The 18476-nt window shown below is 66.7% G+C and carries 18 protein-coding genes; 4 read left to right on the top strand and 14 right to left on the bottom strand.

What is annotated here, in order from left to right; genetic code table 11:
- Position 1: 1 nt before the first annotated feature.
- Positions 2–2779, bottom strand: a complete 2778-nt coding sequence (gene alaS, locus EP28_RS11775; RefSeq protein WP_049984202.1) for an alanine--tRNA ligase — start codon at positions 2777–2779, stop codon at positions 2–4.
- A gap of 159 nt (positions 2780–2938) precedes the next feature.
- On the opposite strand from alaS, the gene srp19 reads away from it, so the two are divergent.
- Together srp19 and EP28_RS11765 are read left to right on the top strand one after the other, a co-directional pair.
- Complete coding sequence (srp19, locus tag EP28_RS11770; RefSeq protein WP_049984201.1) at positions 2939–3217, top strand: signal recognition particle subunit SRP19; 279 nt, start codon at positions 2939–2941, stop codon at positions 3215–3217.
- Positions 3218–3219: 2 nt separating this feature from the next.
- Positions 3220–3450 carry an H/ACA ribonucleoprotein complex subunit GAR1 gene (locus EP28_RS11765; RefSeq protein ID WP_049984200.1) on the top strand — a complete coding sequence of 77 codons (231 nt, stop codon included), beginning with the start codon at positions 3220–3222 and terminating at the stop codon, positions 3448–3450.
- 21 nt (positions 3451–3471) lie between these two features.
- On the opposite strand, the gene EP28_RS11760 is transcribed toward EP28_RS11765, so the two are convergent.
- The 12 genes from EP28_RS11760 to EP28_RS11705 form a co-directional block, all read right to left on the bottom strand.
- Positions 3472–3768: a hypothetical protein gene (locus tag EP28_RS11760; protein ID WP_049984199.1), complete on the bottom strand. Its 297-nt coding sequence runs from the start codon at positions 3766–3768 to the stop codon at positions 3472–3474.
- An 83-nt stretch (positions 3769–3851) separates the two neighbouring features.
- On the bottom strand, positions 3852–5360 hold the full coding sequence (locus EP28_RS11755) for an NADH-quinone oxidoreductase subunit N (RefSeq protein WP_049984198.1): 1509 nt from the start codon (positions 5358–5360) through the stop codon (positions 3852–3854).
- A complete protein-coding gene (locus EP28_RS11750; RefSeq protein ID WP_196219643.1) occupies positions 5353–6885 on the bottom strand; it encodes a complex I subunit 4 family protein in 1533 nt (510 codons plus the stop codon). Before EP28_RS11750 ends, EP28_RS11755 begins: the two co-directional genes overlap by 8 nt.
- Positions 6882–8924, bottom strand: a complete 2043-nt coding sequence (gene nuoL / locus EP28_RS11745) for an NADH-quinone oxidoreductase subunit L (protein ID WP_049984197.1) — start codon at positions 8922–8924, stop codon at positions 6882–6884. The genes EP28_RS11750 and nuoL overlap by 4 nt, the downstream gene beginning before the upstream one ends.
- A gap of 1 nt (position 8925) precedes the next feature.
- The gene (nuoK, locus tag EP28_RS11740) at positions 8926–9246 is read right to left on the bottom strand and encodes an NADH-quinone oxidoreductase subunit NuoK (RefSeq protein WP_049984196.1); all 321 of its coding nucleotides are present in this window, start codon (positions 9244–9246) and stop codon (positions 8926–8928) included.
- Entirely contained in the window at positions 9243–9518 is a 276-nt protein-coding gene (locus tag EP28_RS11735) for a hypothetical protein (RefSeq protein WP_230455368.1), read from the bottom strand. The genes nuoK and EP28_RS11735 overlap by 4 nt, the downstream gene beginning before the upstream one ends.
- 68 nt (positions 9519–9586) lie before the next feature.
- Positions 9587–9853 carry an NADH-quinone oxidoreductase subunit J gene (locus EP28_RS11730; RefSeq protein WP_049984194.1) on the bottom strand — a complete coding sequence of 89 codons (267 nt, stop codon included), beginning with the start codon at positions 9851–9853 and terminating at the stop codon, positions 9587–9589.
- Between the two features lie 49 nt (positions 9854–9902).
- Complete coding sequence (locus tag EP28_RS11725; RefSeq protein WP_049984193.1) at positions 9903–10364, bottom strand: NuoI/complex I 23 kDa subunit family protein; 462 nt, start codon at positions 10362–10364, stop codon at positions 9903–9905.
- Positions 10364–11437 carry a complex I subunit 1/NuoH family protein gene (locus tag EP28_RS11720; protein ID WP_049984192.1) on the bottom strand — a complete coding sequence of 358 codons (1074 nt, stop codon included), beginning with the start codon at positions 11435–11437 and terminating at the stop codon, positions 10364–10366. The genes EP28_RS11725 and EP28_RS11720 overlap by 1 nt, the downstream gene beginning before the upstream one ends.
- A complete protein-coding gene (locus tag EP28_RS11715; protein ID WP_049984191.1) occupies positions 11437–13101 on the bottom strand; it encodes an NADH-quinone oxidoreductase subunit D in 1665 nt (554 codons plus the stop codon). The genes EP28_RS11720 and EP28_RS11715 overlap by 1 nt, the downstream gene beginning before the upstream one ends.
- Entirely contained in the window at positions 13098–13796 is a 699-nt protein-coding gene (locus tag EP28_RS11710) for an NADH-quinone oxidoreductase subunit B (protein ID WP_006113007.1), read from the bottom strand. The genes EP28_RS11715 and EP28_RS11710 overlap by 4 nt, the downstream gene beginning before the upstream one ends.
- A complete protein-coding gene (locus EP28_RS11705; RefSeq protein ID WP_049984523.1) occupies positions 13796–14212 on the bottom strand; it encodes an NADH-quinone oxidoreductase subunit A in 417 nt (138 codons plus the stop codon). The genes EP28_RS11710 and EP28_RS11705 overlap by 1 nt, the downstream gene beginning before the upstream one ends.
- Positions 14213–14568: 356 nt before the next feature.
- Between EP28_RS11705 and EP28_RS11700 the strand changes: the two genes are divergently transcribed.
- A complete protein-coding gene (locus EP28_RS11700) occupies positions 14569–15600 on the top strand; it encodes a glutathione S-transferase family protein (RefSeq protein WP_049984190.1) in 1032 nt (343 codons plus the stop codon).
- Between the two features lie 102 nt (positions 15601–15702).
- Here the strand turns inward: EP28_RS11700 and EP28_RS14300 are convergent, their stop codons facing one another.
- Positions 15703–15861 (bottom strand): hypothetical protein, encoded by a 159-nt coding sequence (locus tag EP28_RS14300; protein WP_155118487.1) that lies wholly within the window; start codon positions 15859–15861, stop codon positions 15703–15705.
- A 182-nt stretch (positions 15862–16043) separates the two neighbouring features.
- Here EP28_RS14300 and mutL point away from each other — a divergent pair, with 182 nt between their 5' ends.
- A complete protein-coding gene (mutL, locus tag EP28_RS11695; RefSeq protein WP_049984189.1) occupies positions 16044–18395 on the top strand; it encodes a DNA mismatch repair endonuclease MutL in 2352 nt (783 codons plus the stop codon).
- Positions 18396–18476: the final 81 nt, after the last annotated feature.

The following is an 18476-nucleotide window of genomic DNA, read 5'->3' as shown; positions in this document are numbered from 1 at the left end:
GTCAGGCCTCTTGGACGCTGCGTACTATCTCCGGTGCCGACTCCAGGGCGTCGTCGAGCGCGTCGACGTCCGGGCCGCCGCCCTGTGCGAAGTCCGGTGGCCCGCCGCCGCCGCCGCCCACCCGGTCGGCGAGCGCCGAGACGACCTGTCCGGCGTTGACACCGACGCCGTCGGGCACGCCGACGACGAAACTCGCGGATCCGTCGCCGCCGCTCCCGACGACGGCGACCTTTCCGTCGTCGACGTGGGCGTTCGCGGTCGCGCGCAGCTCGTCCGCGTCGCCGTCGAGCCGCTGGACCACGACCGTCGCCCCGCCGACGTCGACCTCCTCGGCGTCGGCACCACCGGACGCGCGCGCGGTCGCAAGTTCCTCTTTGAGCGACTCGATCTCTTTGCCGCGCGCCTTCCACTCCTCGAAGAATCGCTCTGCCGTCTCGGGCACGTCGAGCGGGTCGACGTCGAGCGCATCGGCGGCGTCGTACAGCGCGTCCTCGGTGCGCTGGGTCGCTTCGACCGCCGCGCCGGCGGCGGCGAAGACGATCCGCTCGACGCCGTCTTGGACGGGCTCTGTCTTCAGTACCTTCACCGCGCCGATCTGTCCGGTGCGGTCGACGTGCGTGCCGGCACACGCCTGCACGTCGGCGTCGCCGACGTGGACGAGCCGGATGTTGGTTCCCGGCGGGACGCCGCCTTGGTACAGGTCGAACCCGTGTTCGGCCTCTGCCTCGTTGCGGTCCGGCCACTCCTGTCGAACCGGGACGTTATCGCGGACCAGCTCGTTTGCCACGCGTTCTATCGCTTTGACCTGCTCTCTCGTGATCCGGTCGTAGTGGCGCACGTCGAGCCGAGAGGAATCTATCCCCTTTTTTGCGCCCGCCTGCCGGATGTGGTCGCCGAGAACCTCGCGGGCCGCGTGCCCGATCAGGTGCGTCGCCGTGTGGTGTGCCCGCAGCCGGTCGCGACGGTCGCCGTCGACCTGCCCGCGAACGAACTCACCCTTTCCGGGATCGGCGTCGGTGCGGTGGAGGACGACTCCGCCGACCTCCTGTACGTCCGTCACGTCGACCGTGGTCTCGCCGACCGTGAGCTGCCCCCGGTCCGCGGGCTGGCCGCCGCCCTCGGGATAGAACATCGTCTGGTCCAACACGACGTCGTACCCCTCCTCGCGATCGAACACGTCGAGGACGACCGCCTCGAACTCGGTCCGCCCCTGATCGTCATAAAAGAGCTTCTCCGTCTCGGGGAGGTCGTCGAACCGCTCGTCGCGGGCTGTGGCCGCGTCGTCGCCGTCGGCCTCCTCGTGACGGTCGGCGACGAGCGCGTAGAAGTCGTCCGGCACGTCGACGGTCGCGCCGCGCTCCGCCGCGATATCGGCCACCATGTCCGGCTGGATGCCGTGGGAGTCGTACAGCTCTAACAGCGTCTCCGTCGGGATCGGATCGCCGGTTCCGGCGTACTCGTCGGCGAGCTGTTCGACCTTCCGGGAGCCTCGCTCCAGCGTCTTGCGGTACTTCCGCTCCTCGCTGCGGACGATCTCGCGGATCGTGTCGCGGTTCTCGTAGCCGAGCCGGTCGGCCTGCATATCGACAAGTTCGTCGAGCGGCGCGTCGACGCCCACCTCGTCGACCAGCCGCTTCATCCGGCGGAGCACCATCCGCGCGAGGTAGCCCGTGCCGACGTTCGACGGGACGATGCCGTCGCCGAACATGTACGCAAGCGTCCGCGAGTGGTCCGCGATAGCGTAGATGGCTTCGAGCGGCTCGACCAGTTCGCGGAGCCGCTCGACGTCGACGTCGAGCCTGTCGGCGATGTCCCCGCGGGCCGCCTCCACGTCATCGACGTCGTCGATGTCGAGCCGTCCCGAGAGCGTCGCCGCGCGGTGGACGATCTCGCGTTCGTCGGCCGTGTGTTCGATGCCGGCGTTCTCTTTGAGGAAGTCGATTGCGTCCGGATAGATGGCCTCGTACACCGTCGCCGTCCCCTGACTCATCCACGTCCACCGCTCTAACCCGTACCCCGTGTCGACGATGTACGTGTCCATGAACGAGTACGTGTGCCCGTCTTTCATCTCGTAGTCGCCGTCGGGGTCCCGCTCCATGCACATGAAGACGAGCGTCGCCAGCTCCGCGCCCTTGTAGATGACCTCGATTGCGGGGCCGGCGTTGCCCCCGCCGACCCACGGGTCCTCGATGTAGGTTATCTCCTCCAGGTCGGCTCCCAGACTCTCGAACAGCTCGTCGCAGTACCGGACCGTCTCGTCTTTCCAGTACACCTCGCCCTCGTAGGCGTACTCCTCGTCCGCGTCCTCGCGCGTGTTGAACGCGTGATGTGCCATCATCTCGAACGCCATCGTGTGCCGCCCGGTCTTCCCGACGTTGTCGATGTCCTGCATCCGGATGCAGGGCTGTGAGATGGTAAGCGGGTTCGCCGGCGGTGGCGTCTGCCCGGAGGTGACGAGCGGCTGAAAGTCGTAGATCGACGCCTGCGTTAAGAGCACGTCGTCGCGCCAGCGGTTCGCCGCGACCGGGTACGGATCGATCCGCTCGTGACCGTGATCCTCGAAAAAGGAGAGGAACGCCTCGCGCATCTCCGACAGCGAGTGCGGCTCCGGAAAGCCCGGGTCGCCGATGAAGCTGTAGTCCGCACAGGGCGGTTCGCCGCACAGTTCGCGGTCGGCGTCGCGGGTCCAAAAGTGCGCGCCACAGGAGGGACACTCCTTGCGCTCGAACCCCTCTTCCTCGAAGTAGTCGAGACGGTACTCCGCTTCGAGATCGCTCATTACACGAACGTGGCCCGTGTTGCTCCAAAAGGGTTCCGGGGTGGATCTCGCGGCGGCTCCGCGGGGTGAGAGTGCCGCGCTCGAACGTCTACATGGACCGACGAACCACCCCGACCGCGTCCGAAACGACCTTACGCCGCGCGCTCGCCTCTCCGGTATATGGTCGAGAACGTCGTCTATCCCGCGTACTTCGACGCCGATCGGTCGCGGTCTGCGGGCCGCCGTGTCCCGATGGACCTGGCGGTCGAGGACCCGACGGTCGACGAGATCGCGAAGGCTGTTCAGCAGATCGGCTACGACGCGGTGATCGAACGCGACAAGGCGTACTCCCGCGAGTTCGAACCCCGCGGGATGGTCGTCGTCCGCGGAACGGACGACACGGCGAAAAACGACCTCGTGCAGGCGATCGCCGCCTACCTCGGGGTCATCCGAGAGTAGCGATGCGACGAGTAGGCTCCGTCGTCCGTACCGCCGGGGGGCTCGCTATCGCCCGTGCCGACGCCGACGAGGAACCGCCGCGGATCGGCTCGTCGGTCGTCGACGAGTCGCTCTCGACGGTGGGCCGGGTAGTCGACGTGTTCGGCCCCGTCGATCGCCCCTACGTGGCGGTGACGCCGAACGACGGCGTCGCGCTCGCGTCGCTCATCGGCGGAAAGCTCTACGCTCGGTAGGCCAGTTCCCACACGGACCGCTCACTCGGCCGGCATCGCGTCGCGGTCGTCGATCACGTCGAAGTCGGCGAGCGTCTTCGTCGTTCGGGTGACTCGTTCGGAAATGAGCAGCTTCTCCTCCCGTTCCAGACGCGCCCAGTCGAGTTCGTCGGGCGGCGACTCCTCGAACCCGCGAAACGTCTGATATGCCGCCTCATTGACGAACCGCTCGAACGACTCACACGACGGACACGTCACGGAGAGGTGTGACGTGTCGAACGCGCGGTCTAGCGTGTGATCGAGACAGCCAAGACACCGGTACGTGCGAGTGCGTCCCATATCGAACGGAGGTGCCGGACGCCCGAATACCTGCGGGTACCGGTCGAATCGAACAAAAAGTCGGGACCCGATTCCCGAGGCGGTCAGAATAGCGCGGACGCGGCCGCCTCGGCGGTCTCGATGACCGGCCCGAAGCCGGGCAAGAGCAGCACCGTCGCGACGGCGGCGAACACGACCGCGGCGTACAGCGCCGTCGGCCGCACGTCGATCGCGTCGAGCGCGCTCGGCGAGTTGGGATCGTCAATGAACAGCGCCTTGACGACTCGGCTGTAGTAGTACAGCGAGATCACGCTGTTCACCGCACCGAGCGCAGCGAGCCACAGGAAGCCGTTGTCGATGGCCGCCTGGAACAGGAAGTACTTCGAGAAGAACCCGGCGAACGGCGGGAGCCCCGCGAGCGAGAACATGAACACGGCCATCGCGGTCGACGCGACGGGTGCGCGACGCGCGAGCCCGGCGTAGTCCGCGAAGGTCCGACCGACGCCCCACCGCTCCGCCATCGCGACGAAGAGGAACGCGCCGGTGTTCATGAACCCGTAGACGAGCAGGTGCGCCATCGCCGCGCCCATCACGGTCCCGTTGGCCTGACCGCCGGCCGACAGCGCGGCGAGACCGATGAGCGCGTAGCCGGCGTGACCGATCGAGGAGTACGCGAGCATCCGCTTGACCTCCTCTTGAACGGCCGCCGCGAAGTTCCCGAGCGTCATCGTCACGGCCGCGAGGATCCCGAACGCGAGCACCCAGTCGATGTTGGCACCGAGCGACGCGCCGACCGGGAACGCCTCCGTGAACAGCTGGAACGCCACCACGAACCCGGCGGCCTTCGACGCCGACGAGAGGAACGCGCTCACGGGTGCCGGCGCGCCCTCGTACGCCTCCGGAGCCCAGAAGTGGAACGGAACGGAGGCGGTCTTGAACGCCACCCCGCCGACGATCATCACGATGCCGAGCCCGGCGACGCCCGCGAGTCCGTCGAGCGATCCCATCGCCTCGGCGACGTCACCGAACAGCAGCGACCCGGTCGCCGCGTAGACGAGCGAGATCCCGAACAGGAAGATCGCAGACGAGAGCGCGCCGACGAGGAAGTACTTCATCCCCGCCTCGACGCTCCCGCGGTTCTGTTTCAAGAACGCGACGAGCACGTACGACGGCAGCGACACCATCTCCAGAGCGACGAACACGACCGCGAGCGAGTTGGCGACCGCGAGAAGTGCCATCCCCGTCGTCGCGAACAGCACGAGCGAGTAGAACGCCGCGGGGTTCGCGTGGTCGTGGAAGTAGTCGTGCGCGGCGACGACGACGAGCGCAGTCACCGACGCGAAGATGGCGGTGAAGAACAGCGCCATGGTGTCGACGGCGATCGTGTCCGCGAACAGGCGAACCGCGCCCGCCTCGACGCCGACCGTCCCGGAGACGACGAGCCACGCGGTCGCGGCGAGCGCGCCCAGCGATCCGAGCGCGCTCACGACTGCCATCGAGGTGTTCGACCGTTCCGACGGTCGGATCGTATCGACCAACAGCAGTGCGAGCCCGGTGAGTGCCAGAAGCAACACCGGAAGCAGCGCCGTCACCGCAGCCGGTGCGTTACCCATTGAGCGTCACCCCCTCGACGACAGGCAGCGCAGCGTCACGGATCATCTCGAAGAAGATGTCGGGTGCGACGCCGAGCACGATGATCGCCACCAGAAGCACCGCGAGCGGGGCGACGTCGTGGAACGGCGCGGGGCCGACCTCGTAGTCCGTCTCGAGGTGGAACGGCCCGAACAGCGTGCTCTGCATCGCCGACAGCAGGTAGCCGGCGACGATGACGATACCAAACATCGCGAGCGCGGTGAACACGGGCGCGTACGGGAGCGCCGGTGCCGAAAGCGAGCCCACGAAGATGAAGAACTCACCGGCGAAGCCGGCCATCAGGGGAAGCCCCATGTAACCGAACGCGCCGGCGACCAAGATCCCGACCGTGATCGGCATCCGGTCGGCCATTCCGGCCATGTCGCCGACCATCCGCGTGTGCGTCGCGTTGTAGACGACGCCAACGGCCATGAACATCAGCCCGGAGATGAGTCCGTGAGCGACCATCTGGAACGTCGCGCCGCCCACGCCGTACTCGGTGAACACGACGAGTCCGAGGATGACATACCCCATCGACGAGACGGAGGAGTACGCGACGATACGTTTCAGGTCTTTCTGTGCCAGCGCCAGCATCGCGCCGTAGATGACGCTGATAACGGCGATAGCCGCGATGGGAATCGCGAGTGCGGACGCCTGATTCGGGAGCATCGTGAAGTTGAACCGGAGCAGCGCGTACGTCCCCATCTTCAGGAGCACGCCCGCCAGAAGCACCGACACCGGTGTCGGCGCTTCGACGTGGGCGTCAGGCAGCCATGTGTGCACCGGGACGATGGGTACCTTCACGGCGAACCCGAGGAACATCGCGAGGAAGGCGAGGAGCGCCATCCGATCGGGCGATATCCCGAACCACGCCGAGAGATCGCCGGCCGCGATGGCCTGCGTGATCTCCGGGAGCGCGAACGAACTCACCGAGTCGCCGAGCGCGAACACGAGCGACATGAACCCGATGAACATCAGGAGCGACGCCGCGTTCGTGTACACGAAGAACTTGATCGCGGCGTACTTCCGGCGCGGGCCGCCCCAGATGCCGATGAGGAAGTACATCGGCACGAGGACGGCCTCCCAGAAGATGAACCACAGGAAGAAGTCGAGCGCCGTGAACACGCCGAGGAGGTTCGCCTCCATGAACAGCATGAGCCCGTAAAACTGGCTCTGTCGGGAGTCGATCGGCGTCCACGCGCTCACGATAGCGAGCGGCACGAGGAACGTCGTGAGCACCACGAGCGGGAGGCTGATCCCGTCGAGGCCGACGAACCACGACACCGACCGGCCGCCGACTTCGAGCCACTCGATCTGCGTCTGGAACGCGATGTCACCGCCCGTAAGCGCGTTGCCGGAGCCGTCGAAGGCGGACCACAGGTACAGCGACCCCGCGAATGGGATCAGGCTGAGTGCGAACGCCAGTTTCCCCGCCCACTCGTTGGGCGCGAGGAGGATGACGAGCGCGCTCACGAACGCGACGGCGATGAGCGCTTCGAGTATCACAGGAACCACCCCCCTGTGACGCCGAGGACCAAGACGAGCGCGACGAGGCCCAGCGTCAAAAGCGCCGTGTACTGCGAGACGACGCCGCTCTGGATCCGTCGGATCCGGTTCCCCCCGAAAAGGCTCACCGACGAGACGCCGTTGACGACGCCGTCGATGATCCCCTGGTCGAAGACGTTGGCCACGCCGGCCACGTCCTCGGTGCGATACGCGAGCCATACCTGCAGTTCGTCGAGGTAGTAGTTGTTGTACAGCACGTCTTTGATCCCGCCGAGCTTCGCCGTGTGTTCCGTCGGCGACGGAACCCCGTAGAGCCGCCACGCGAGTCCGAGGCCAGCAAGCGCCAGACCGAGCGAGACCGCCGCGCCGACGAGGATAGTGCCGACCTCGCCGCCGAAGAGGTACTCGCTACTGTACGGACCGAGGTCGGCGTAGTGGTGCGAAGAGAGTCCCTCGATGCCGCCCCAGTGGTTGTCGAGCCAGAGATGGAGCAGGTCGATGCCCTCCAGTCCGAGCACCTTCTGGACCGGCACCATGTTGATGAAGCCGGTGACGACGGCGAGCACGCCCAGCACCGAAAGCGGCCCCTTCACGTTCCAGCGAACGGGTTCGGGGTCGCGTGCGGTGGCGCTGCGCGGCTCGCCGTGGAAGGTCAAAAAGACCATCCGGAACGTGTAGAAGGCGGTGACGGGTACCGCGAGCAGCCCCATCAGGTAGCCGCCGAACAGCAGCGGCTCGCCGGGCGCGTGCACGAGCGCCTCATAGAGGATCTCGTCTTTCGACCAGAAGCCGGCGAACGGGAAGATACCCGCGAGCGCCAGCGAACCGGCCAAGAACGTGTAGTAGGTGACGGGCAGCTTCGATTTCAGTCCACCCATGTCCCACATGTCTTCGTTGTGGTGCATCGCGATGATGACCGAGCCCGCGCCCAAGAAGAGCAGGGCCTTGAAGAAGGCGTGGGTCGTCAGGTGGAAGACCGCGGCCACGTACCCGCCCGCGCCGAGCGCGAGCATCATGTAGCCGTACTGCGAGATGGTCGAGTACGCGAGCACCTGCTTCAGTTCGTCTTTCACGACGCCCATCGTCGCCGCGAACAGCGCGGTGAAGCCGCCGATGAAGGCGATCACCGCGAGCGCCGTCGGTGACAGCGCGTAGAAGCCGTACATCCGCGCGACGAGGTAGACGCCGGCCGCGACCATCGTCGCGGCGTGGATCAGCGCGGAGACGGGCGTCGGACCCTCCATCGCGTCGGGGAGCCATGTGTGTAGCGGGAACTGCGCCGACTTCCCCACGACTCCGCCGAGCACGAGCAGCCCGACGATCGTGAACCATGTGTCGAGTGCGAGCCCGCCGGGCGTCCACGCGACCGACCCCTCTCCGGCGAGTGCGGCCTCGGCGAGGTGCGGGAACGACTCGCTACCCGCGAACTGCGCCGTGCCGAACGTCGCGAGCACCGCCACGACGCCGATCAGGAAGAAGTAGTCCCCGAACCGGGTGACGAGGAAGGCCTTCTTCGCCGCCGACGGCGGCCCGGGCTCCCGGAAGTGGAAGCCGATGAGCAGGTACGAGCAGAGCCCGACCAGCTCGAAGAACATGAACGCCATGAGCAGGTTGTCCGCAACGACGAAGCCGAGCATCGACGCGGTAAAGAGCCCGAGTCCGGCGTAGTACCGCGGGAGCCCGGTCTCGCCCTCGTCGTTCATGTATCCCAGCGAGAACACGTGGACTAAAAGCGCCACGAGCGTCACGATGACGAGCATGAGCGCCGAAAGCGGGTCCACGAGGATGCCGAAGCTGAGCTCGACGTCGGTCGGCCCGATACCGCCGGCGCTCGCCCAGGTGTAGATCGTCCGATTCGCTGCCTGTCCGCCGGCCACGGTCGCGAGCACCCAAAGCGAGAGGAGGAACGACCCCGCAGTCGCGGCGATGCCGCCGAAGGCACCCCCCTTCGGGAGGTACTTGCCTGCCCCGAGCGCGACCAGGAACGAGAAGAACGGCAGGAGAACTATCGCCGGAACGTACGAGAACACGTCTATCATGTTACCACCTCATCTCCGTTGGAACGGTGACGTCTGTGACGCCGAAGTTGCGGTACAACACGAGGATGATGCCGATACCGATCGCGACCTCGGCGGCGGCGAGCGCGATGACGAACAGCGCGAACACCTGTCCCGTGAGGTCGCCGTAGTACAGCGCGAACGCGACGAAGTTGATATTCGCGGCGTTCATCATGAGCTCGACGCTCATGAGGAAGTACAGCGCCGACCGCCGGGTGAGCACGCCGAGTAGTCCGACACAAAACACCGTGGCCGCCAAAAGCAGGTACCACGACGGGGGGATGGACGCGGCGACGGCGGTCACTGCCGGTCACCTCCGTCGGTAAGCGCTTGCCCGACCGCGGCGACGATGGAGCCGTCCTCCTCGCGTTTCGCCAGATACACCGCGCCGTCGACGGCGACGTCGAGGGCCACTGCGGCGATCAGGAAGGCCGCGAGGAACCCCTCGGCGGGGACCGTCGTCACGTCGTACTCGCCGAGCCCGAACAGGGCGTACCCGATGTTGTGAACGATCGACGCGTCGGCCGGGAAGCCGGTTACCGCACCGAACTCCGCCGAGAGGGCCGTGATGGCCATCACGACGAACAGGGCCGCGACCGCGATGACGGGGACGATCCGGCTTCCGACTCCGGAACTCGAATCGCTCACGCGCTATTCACCTCCGTTTCCGTGTCCATTCGCGTGAGCATCACGGCGAACGTGACGAGAATGAGAACCCCGCCGACGTAGACGAGGATCTGCATGGCGGCGATGAACTCCGCCTGTAACATCACGTAGTGCACCGCGACGCTCGTCAGGGCACCGCCCAGAAGCAACGCGGCGTGGAACACGTCGCGCGCTAAGACGACCCCGAGACTGAACGCCAGCGTGACAGCGGCGAACAGCCCGAACGCGATGGTAGCATAAACCATTGTGTGTGTCTCCTATGAGAGTCCCTTTGAAGATTTCGAGACGCGCCCGCTATTGGTAGTCGACCTCGCCGTCTCCCTCCCCGATCCACGCGCTGCGATCGGGGTTTCGGGATTCCAGCGGGTCGATTCCCTTGTACCACGGGACGTTCTTGAGCTGTTCTTTGTTGAACACGAAGTCGTCTTTCGTGTCGGCGGTGAACTCGAAGTTCTGGGTCAACAAGATCGCGTCGACGGGACAGACTTCCTCACAGAGCCGGCAGTAGATGCACTGGCCGATGTGGAGGTTGTACTGCTCCCCGTTGCGCTGGTCGTCTTGAACGATCTGGATCGTGTCGTTCGGGCAGACGTTCTCGCACTGTCGACACCAGATGCACCGCTCTTGGCTGAACTTGTGAACGCCGCGGAACCGCGGGCTCACCTCGGGGGCGTCCTCCGGGTATTCCACCGTGAACGTCGACCCGTCCAGCGCGTGTTTCATCGTCGTCGCCATGGATTTCATGAGTCCGATCATTACGCGATCACCCCCACGATTACGGCCGTGAGAACCAGGTTCGCGAACGACAGCACCAGCATGCCCTTCCAGCCGATCTCGATGAGCTGGTCGATGCGGACGCGCGGCAGCGCGGAGCGGGCCCACTGCGTGAACAGGAAGAAGGCCCAGAGCTTCACCACGAACCAGATGAAGCCGATACTCTCCGGCCCGGGGCCGGACGCGCCGCCGAGGAACGTCACGGCGAGGATCGCGCCGCCGAGGAAGATGTGCACGAACTCGCCGAGATAAAAGAGGACGAAGTACGCCGAGGAGTACTCGGTCTGGTACCCGGCGACGATCTCGGTGGGTGCCTCCGGGATGTCGAACGGGTTTCGTCCGATTTCAGCGAGGTTCGCCGTGAGGAACAACACGAACGCGAACGGGTTCACGAACGCGTACCACGCCGGAATATCGAACCCGGCGATCGTGACGAGCGTCTCCGTCTGCGCGCCGACGATGCCGCTCATCTGGAGCGTCCCCGCGAAGATCACGACGGACATCGCCGTGACGATGAGCGGGATCTCATAGGCGAGATTCTGTGCGACCGCGCGGAGCCCGCCCAAAAGCGAGTACTTGTTGCTCGACGCGTAGCCGGCCATCACAAGCGATATCGACGCGATGGACGCGAACGCGAACACCAGCGCGAACCCGACTTCGGGGTCGGCGAGGTGGAAGTTTATCGGGCCGAGCCGCCCCATCGGGATCACGGCGAAGCCTAAAAGCGCGGACGCCGGCAGGATGATGGGCGCAATGTCCCAGGAGGGGCGGTCGACGCCCTCGGGGACGATAAGCTCCTTCGCGAGCAGCTGAACCGCTGACGCCGGGATGATGAGCAACCCGAAGGGCCCGACGCGGTTGACCGCGATTCGGTCCGTGAACGCGGCTGTGATCTTCCGTTTTGCCCACGGACCCGCAACGCCCGTGAACGCGAGCACGATGTTGCCGACGACCGCCGCGGCGATGAGCGCCGCGACGACCTCGCCGAGCACGCCCGGCAGTCCGAACGTCTCTGCAAGCCACTCGGGGAACAGCTGTGCGGGTGCCGTCCCCATCAGCGGTCCACCTCCCCGAGCACGATGTCAAGGCTCCCGAGCGCCGCGATGACGTCGGGGATGTACTCGCCGTTCGCCATCTCCGGAAGCGTCTGGAGGTTCGAGAAGCACGGCGACCGGATCTTGAACCGCCCCGGCTTGTCAGTGCCGTCCGCGCGGATGTAGATCCCGAGTTCGCCCTTTGCGCCCTCAACGGCACGGTATATCTCGGTGTCGTCGTCGGGACGTAGCGTGCGCGGCACGTTCGCCTGAATCGTCCGCTCGTCTTCCGGCCAGTCTTCGAGCAGATCGACGCACTGCTCGATGATCTTCGCCGACTCCTCGACCTCGCGCATCCGGACGAGCAGGCGGCTGAAGTTGTCGCACCCGTCCTCGGTCACGACGTCCCAGTCGAGCTCGTCGTAGTAGCCGTACGGGTCGTCCCGCCGGAGGTCGTAGTCGATCCCGGACCCGCGGGCGACGGGACCGGTCGCGCCGTAATTCTTCGCGACCTCGGGCGGCAGGATGCCCGTGTCGATCGTCCGCATCTGGAAGATCTCGTTCGACGTGACGAGGTTGTGGTACTCCTCGACGGACTCGGGCAGCTGGTCGAGGAAGTCGCGCGTCTTCGAGAAGAACTCCTCGCGCGGCTCCGGCAGGTCCCAGACGACGCCGCCGAGCCGGAAGTAGTTGAACATCAGCCGCTGGCCCGTCAGATCCTCTAAGAGGTCCTGTACGCGCTCGCGGTCGTTGATGGCGTACATGAACGTCGCCGTGAAGTCGCCGTTCACGTCGAGCGCGAACGTGGCGAGCGCGAGCATGTGCGCCGCGATGCGGCACATCTCCGCGCCCATCGTGCGGATGACCTGCGCGTACTCTGGCACCTCGATCTCGGCGAGGTCCTCGGCCGCGCGGGCGTACGCCCACTCGTTGAGAAGCCCCGCCGAGATGTAGTCCCAGCGGTCGGGGTACGGCATGATCTGGTGGCGGTACGTCCCCGACTGAGCCATCTGCTCTTCGCTGCGGTGGAGGTAGCCGATGTCGGGTTCGACGTCGACGACCTGCTCGCCGTCGAGGACCGTCTTCAGGTGGAGCACGCCGTGTGTCGCCGGGTGGTGTGGTCCGATGTTGAGGAACATCGTGTCGGACTCGTCGTCCTTGTGATGGTCCTGTAGCGGGTTCGCGTGCTCCGGTAGCGTGGCGATCTGTGGCCGGTCCTTGTCGTAGTCCATCGACAGCGGGTGTCCCTGCCACGTCTCGGGCAACAGGATACGCCGGAGGTCCGGGTGCCCCTCGTACTCGATGCCGATCAGGTCGTACGCCTCCCGCTCGTGCCAGTCGGCGGTTCGGAAGACGGGCTCTCCCGTCTCGGAGACGGGGTTGTCCTTGTCTGCGGGGACGACGACGCTGACCTCTTGGGTCGGGTCGTCGTACTTTTTCAGGTGGTAGATCGACTCGTACCGGTTCTCGTACTCCTGTGCTGTGACCACCGAGAGGTGGTCGTATCCCGCCTGCTCTTTCAGGATCGAGAGCGTTTCCTGTACGGTGTCCGGACGGATGACGAATCCGGGGGCGTTCAGATGGTCGTCGCGGCCGACGACGAGGTCGCCGAGCAGGGCTTCGAGCTCGTCCGGCGTCTGCGCCGGAACCCCATCGTCGACGGTGTCTGGTCGTTCGAGGCTCATGGCGAATCAGCGAAGTTGTACCGCATGACGAGTTCGTCGTCGTCGATCTGGTCTGCGAGCTTGTCCACGAGCTCGTCGCGTTCGAGGTCCGAGAACTCCTCGAGTTCGTAGGGCTTGACGGTCACCGGTGCCGCTTCGCCGTTCGCGACGCGCTCTTGCAGCTTCACGACGCCGTAGACGAGCGCCTCGGGACGGGGCGGACAGCCCGGGACGTGGATGTCGATCGGGATGACCTCCTCTGCGCCCTTGATCACGTTGTACCCCTCCTGGAACGGACCGCCGGAGATGGTACACGAGCCCATGCCGACGACGAACTTCGGCTCGGGCATCTGGTCGTAGACACGTTTCATCCGCGGCGCGAACTTCGAGACGATCGTCCCGGGGACGATCATCACGTCGGCCTGCCGCGGCGACGCGCGGGGAACGCCAGACCCGAACCGGTCGAGGTCGTGTTTCACCGCGTAGGTGTGCATCATCTCGATGCTGCAACAGGCGATCCCGAACTGCAGCATGAACATCGAGGAGCCGCGGCACCAGTTCAGGAACTTATCGAACTTGGTGAGGATGAACGGCGAGGAGCCGAACGCCTCCCGAAGCCGAGAGTTGAACCGATCGCCCTGCCCGGTCATTCGGGCGTCGCGGGTCTCGGTTACGACTTGCGATTCGTCGGTGATGAAAGGTTGATCGCTGCTCATTAGTTGAGGTCACGCTCCGTCTTTCTGCTGGTCGCGCGGGGACTCCGGGCCCAACTGATGGCCCCGGACCGCCACGCCCAGACGAGCCCGATGGCGAGGATGCCGACGAACGCCAGCATCGGCCACAGGAGAGCGGTCATCGGAACGCCGGCCTGTATCGCCGGACGGTAGATGACGGCCCACGGGAACAGCAACACGGTCTCGATGTCGAACACGACGAACAACAACGCGACCATGTAGTACTGGATGTTGAACCGGATCCGCGTCGTGCCCGTCGGCGTCTCGCCGGACTCGTAGGTGGTACTTTTACCGGTCTCAGGCACGCTCGGACGGAGCAACGCCGACACGCTCATCATCCCGACGGGGATGAGCAGGCCGACGACCGCCAAGGCGCCGATCGCTATCCAATCGCTCATATAGGTCTCCGTAACGTGCGGGGATTTGGACCGCCCCCTCATAAGCGTTGAGTCTTGTACGCCCGCGTGTATTCGGCCCGAGAACACATGTTTTCGCCCGAAGCGCCGCCGAAGCGCCGTCCTGACCACGATCCGTTTGCCGACCGCTCCGAGTGCGATCCATTTGCCGACCGCTCCGAGTGCGATCCATTTGCCGACCGCTCCGAGTGCGATCCGTTTGCCGACCGATCTGAGCGGGTCCGGCGCGGCAACGACGGTCCCGAACCGGTGGACGGACGTGGCGGCTTCGGCGGTGGGTCGGCCGGTGACACGCGTGTCCCCGGCCACGTTATGGGCATCGAACCCCACATCGGGGTATGAACCAACTCGTCGACGGCGAGTGGCGAACGGACGCGTACGAGACCACGAACGCGGACGGGGCCTTCGAGCGCGGGACGACGACGTTCCGGAACTGGGTCGCCGGCAGCGACGTGCCCGACCACGTCGACGCCGAGCCGGACGAGCGGTTTCAGCCGGAGACCGGACGATACCACCTGTACGTCTCGTACGCCTGCCCGTGGGCGCACCGAACGCTTCTCGCGCGGTCGCTTCTCGGCCTCGAAGACGCGATCGGCGTGAGCGTCGTCGACCCGTGGCGCGGCGAGGACGGCTGGCAGTTCTCACCCGAGAAGGACGGCTGCACTCCGGACCGACTCCACGGCAGCGACTACCTCCGCGAGCGGTACGTCGACGCCGACCCCGACGCCACCTGTCGAGTGACGGTCCCGGTCCTGTGGGACACGAAAGCGGAGACCATCGTCAACAACGAGTCCCGCGAGATCCTCCGGATGCTGTCGACCGCGTTCACGGAGCTGAGCAACGGCGCGTCGCTCCTTCCCGGTCCCGACGACGAGGCGACCGTCGCGGACGTCGACGACGCAATCTCCGACATCTACGAGCCGATCAACAACGGCGTCTACCGCGCCGGGTTCGCCACCTCTCAGGACGCCTACGACGAGGCGATTGACGACCTCTTTTCGGCGCTTGACAGCTGGAACGATCGACTCGCAGACCGGCGGTACCTCGTCGGCGACTCCCTGACCGAGGCGGACATCTGCATGTTCACGACGCTGGTCCGCTTCGATCAGGTCTATCACACCCACTTCATGTGCAACCGGACGTTCGTCCACCAGTACGACCACCTCTGGCCGTACCTGCGCGATCTCTACCAGACGCCGGGCGTCGCGGAGACGGTGAACATGAGCCACATCAAAGAGCACTACTACACGACGCACCCGGACGTGACCCCGTCGGGTATCATCGCGCGCGGACCCGATCTTGACTTCGACGCCGCACACGACCGCGAGGAACTCGACGGCACCGCGCCGACCCCGACGGCCGGCGACTGACACCCGCTTTTGCGGTGCTACCGTTCGGCGACGGGGTCGTCGACGCCACTTTGGCGACGACACCGTTCGTCGTCTGAACCGTTCGTCTCGCTCAGTCGGTCGTCACTCCACCGGTTCGGTCGTCCTGCTCGGACCGCTGAGCGACCCGTGGTCTTTGAGCCGCGCGTACGCGACGCCGGCTCCGAATGAGACGATTCCGGTCAAGCCGACGAGTCCGGCGACCATCCCCTCGCTGACGTGGTGTAACGTAACAGGATCCATCTGTCGTGTGAGAGACGCCACGCTCGATCCACATAAAATGATCTATTCAGATTTATCTAATACGCCTCAACTTGTTTTCGTGTCGCAGAACGCCGCCGCAGTTCGGCGCAGGCGCGGGCCCGCCCGCCTCGGGGCAGTCGCCAACGGGTTCAAGTGCGCGGTCGACGGAGCGGATCCCAGCTATGGAGTCGCCGAACATCGAGCGGCTGGACGAGCGGACCGTCCAGAAGATCGCGGCCGGCGAGGTCGTCGAGCGTCCGGCGAGCGTGGTGAAAGAGCTGATCGAAAACAGCCTCGACGCGGGCGCGAGCCGAATCGCGGTCGCCGTCGAGTCGGGCGGGATCGAGGGAGTTCGGGTCCGCGACGACGGGGTCGGCATTCCCGCCGACCAGTTGGAGGCGGCCGTCGCGGAACACGCCACCTCGAAGATCGGCGACATCGGTGACCTCGACCACGGGGTCTCGACGCTCGGCTTCCGCGGCGAGGCGCTGTACACCGTCGGTGCCGTCTCCCGACTCACCGTCCGCTCGCGACCGCCGGGCGCAGACGCCGGCGCGGAGATCACGGTCGAGGGCGGCGAGGTCGGCGAGGTCCGCCCCGCGGGCTGTCCCGCGGGAACGACCGTCGAGGTCGAGGACCTCTTTTTCAACACACCCGCGCGAAAGAAGTTCCTCAAGCGGACGGCGACCGAGTTCGACCACGTCAACACCGTCGCGACGAGCTACGCGCTCGCGAATCCCGACGTGGCCGTCTCGCTGGAGCACGACGGCCGAGAGACGTTCGCCACGGAGGGGAACGGCGACCTCCGGTCCGCCGTACTCGCCGTGTACGGCCGCGAGGTCGCCGAGTCGATGATCGACGTCGAGTGGACGCCGGACGACGGCGAGGCGGGTGGCGTCGCCGAAGGCGGCCGCGCCGGCGAGGACGCTCCTCCCGTCGCCCGCGTGACCGGGCTCGTCTCGCATCCGGAGACGACGCGCTCGACCCGCGAGTACCTCTCGACGTACGTCAACGACCGGTACGTCACCGCGAGCGCGCTCCGCGACGCGACGCTTGCGGCGTACGGCGGCCAGCTCGCGCCCGACCGGTACCCGTTCGCGGTGCTGTTCGTTGAGGTGCCGCCCGGCGACGTGGACGTGAACGTCCACCCACGCAAGCTCGAAGTCCGGTTCGACGAGGAGCCGGCGGTGCGGTCGGCCGTCGAGACCGCAGTCGAGTCGGCGCTTCTCGATCACGGACTGATCCGGTCGACGGCCCCGCGCGGACAGTCCGCGCCCGACGAGACGACAGTCCGTCCGGAGTCGCCGGACCACGCCGCCGTCGGCGGCGCCGGAACCGACCACGAGCGCGCGGCGCGGGAGAACCGTACGGCCGACGAGACTGGGAGCCAGCACGGACCCGAAGGCGAGGCGGACGAGAGCGTCGGGGCCGGTGGGACCGCCGAGCTCGATCCGACCGACGCGGGCGCGTGGGCGGTCGAGGATGTCGGCGGGGATGGCCCCCCGGACGCAGCAGACGACCTGCAGCCGCCGTCGACACCACCGTCGTCGACACCACCGCCGTCGATGGCGTCGACGACGGACTCCGGCGACGAGTCGGCCGATCGAGCGAGCGGATCCGCCGACGCGGACCCCCCGGCCGCGGAATCGTCGGCCGCCGGGCCTGACGGGGCGGAGCCGACGACTCCGTCTGCAGCCGCAGACGACGCCGACACCACGCCCGCGTCGGCGGCGGACCGGCCGTCGTCACGGACCCGCCAGTCGGACTCGGGCGGAGAGTCGCGTCCGGAGCCGAACTCGTCGGCCGGCGACTCGTCCGGTCCCGGACGCGCCGCGGCGGCCGACCGCACCGTCCGGTCTGAGCCGACGGACCAGTCGACGCTCGGGGGCGACACGACGGGGAGCGAGCGGGCCTACGACTCGTTGCCACCGTTGCGGGTGCTCGGACAGCTCCACGAGACGTACGTGATCGCGGAGGCGCCCGAGGGCCTCGTGTTGATCGACCAGCACGCGGCCGACGAGCGGGTTCACTACGAGCGGCTCCGCGAGACGTTCGCCGACGGCGCGGACGCGCAGGCGCTCGCGGAACCGGTCCGCGTGGAACTGACGGCGCGGGAGGCGGCGCTTTTCGCGGAGTTCACGGACGATCTCGTCGAGATAGGATTTCGAGCCGAGCGGACCGGCGACCGCGAGGTCGTCGTCGAGGCTGTCCCCGCGGTGTTCGACACCGCGCTCGACCCCGATCTCCTGTGCGATGTGCTCTCGTCGCTCGTGGGCGACGCGACCGAGGGCGACGAGCCCGTCGCGGACGTGGTCGACGAACTGCTCGCGGACCTGGCGTGTTACCCCTCCGTCACCGGCAACACCTCGCTGACGGAGGGGCGGGTCATCGACCTGCTCGACCGGCTCGACGCGTGTGAGAACCCGTACGCGTGCCCGCACGGGCGGCCGGTCGTGATTCGGCTCGATCGGGAGGAGATCGGCTCCCGGTTCGAGCGCGACTACCCCGGACACGCCGAACGCCGCGCGGAGTAGCCCGCCCGAAGCCGAGGTGCGTTCGAGCCGACGGCACCGACGGGTCGGCGCTTTCACTCGCCCGCAGAGAGGTACGTTTTA

This window comes from Halorubrum sp. BV1 (genome assembly GCF_000746205.1).
Classification (GTDB): Archaea; Halobacteriota; Halobacteria; order Halobacteriales; family Haloferacaceae; genus Halorubrum.
Note: the sequence above shows the minus strand (reverse complement) of the source record. Positions and strands in the feature narration are given on the sequence as shown.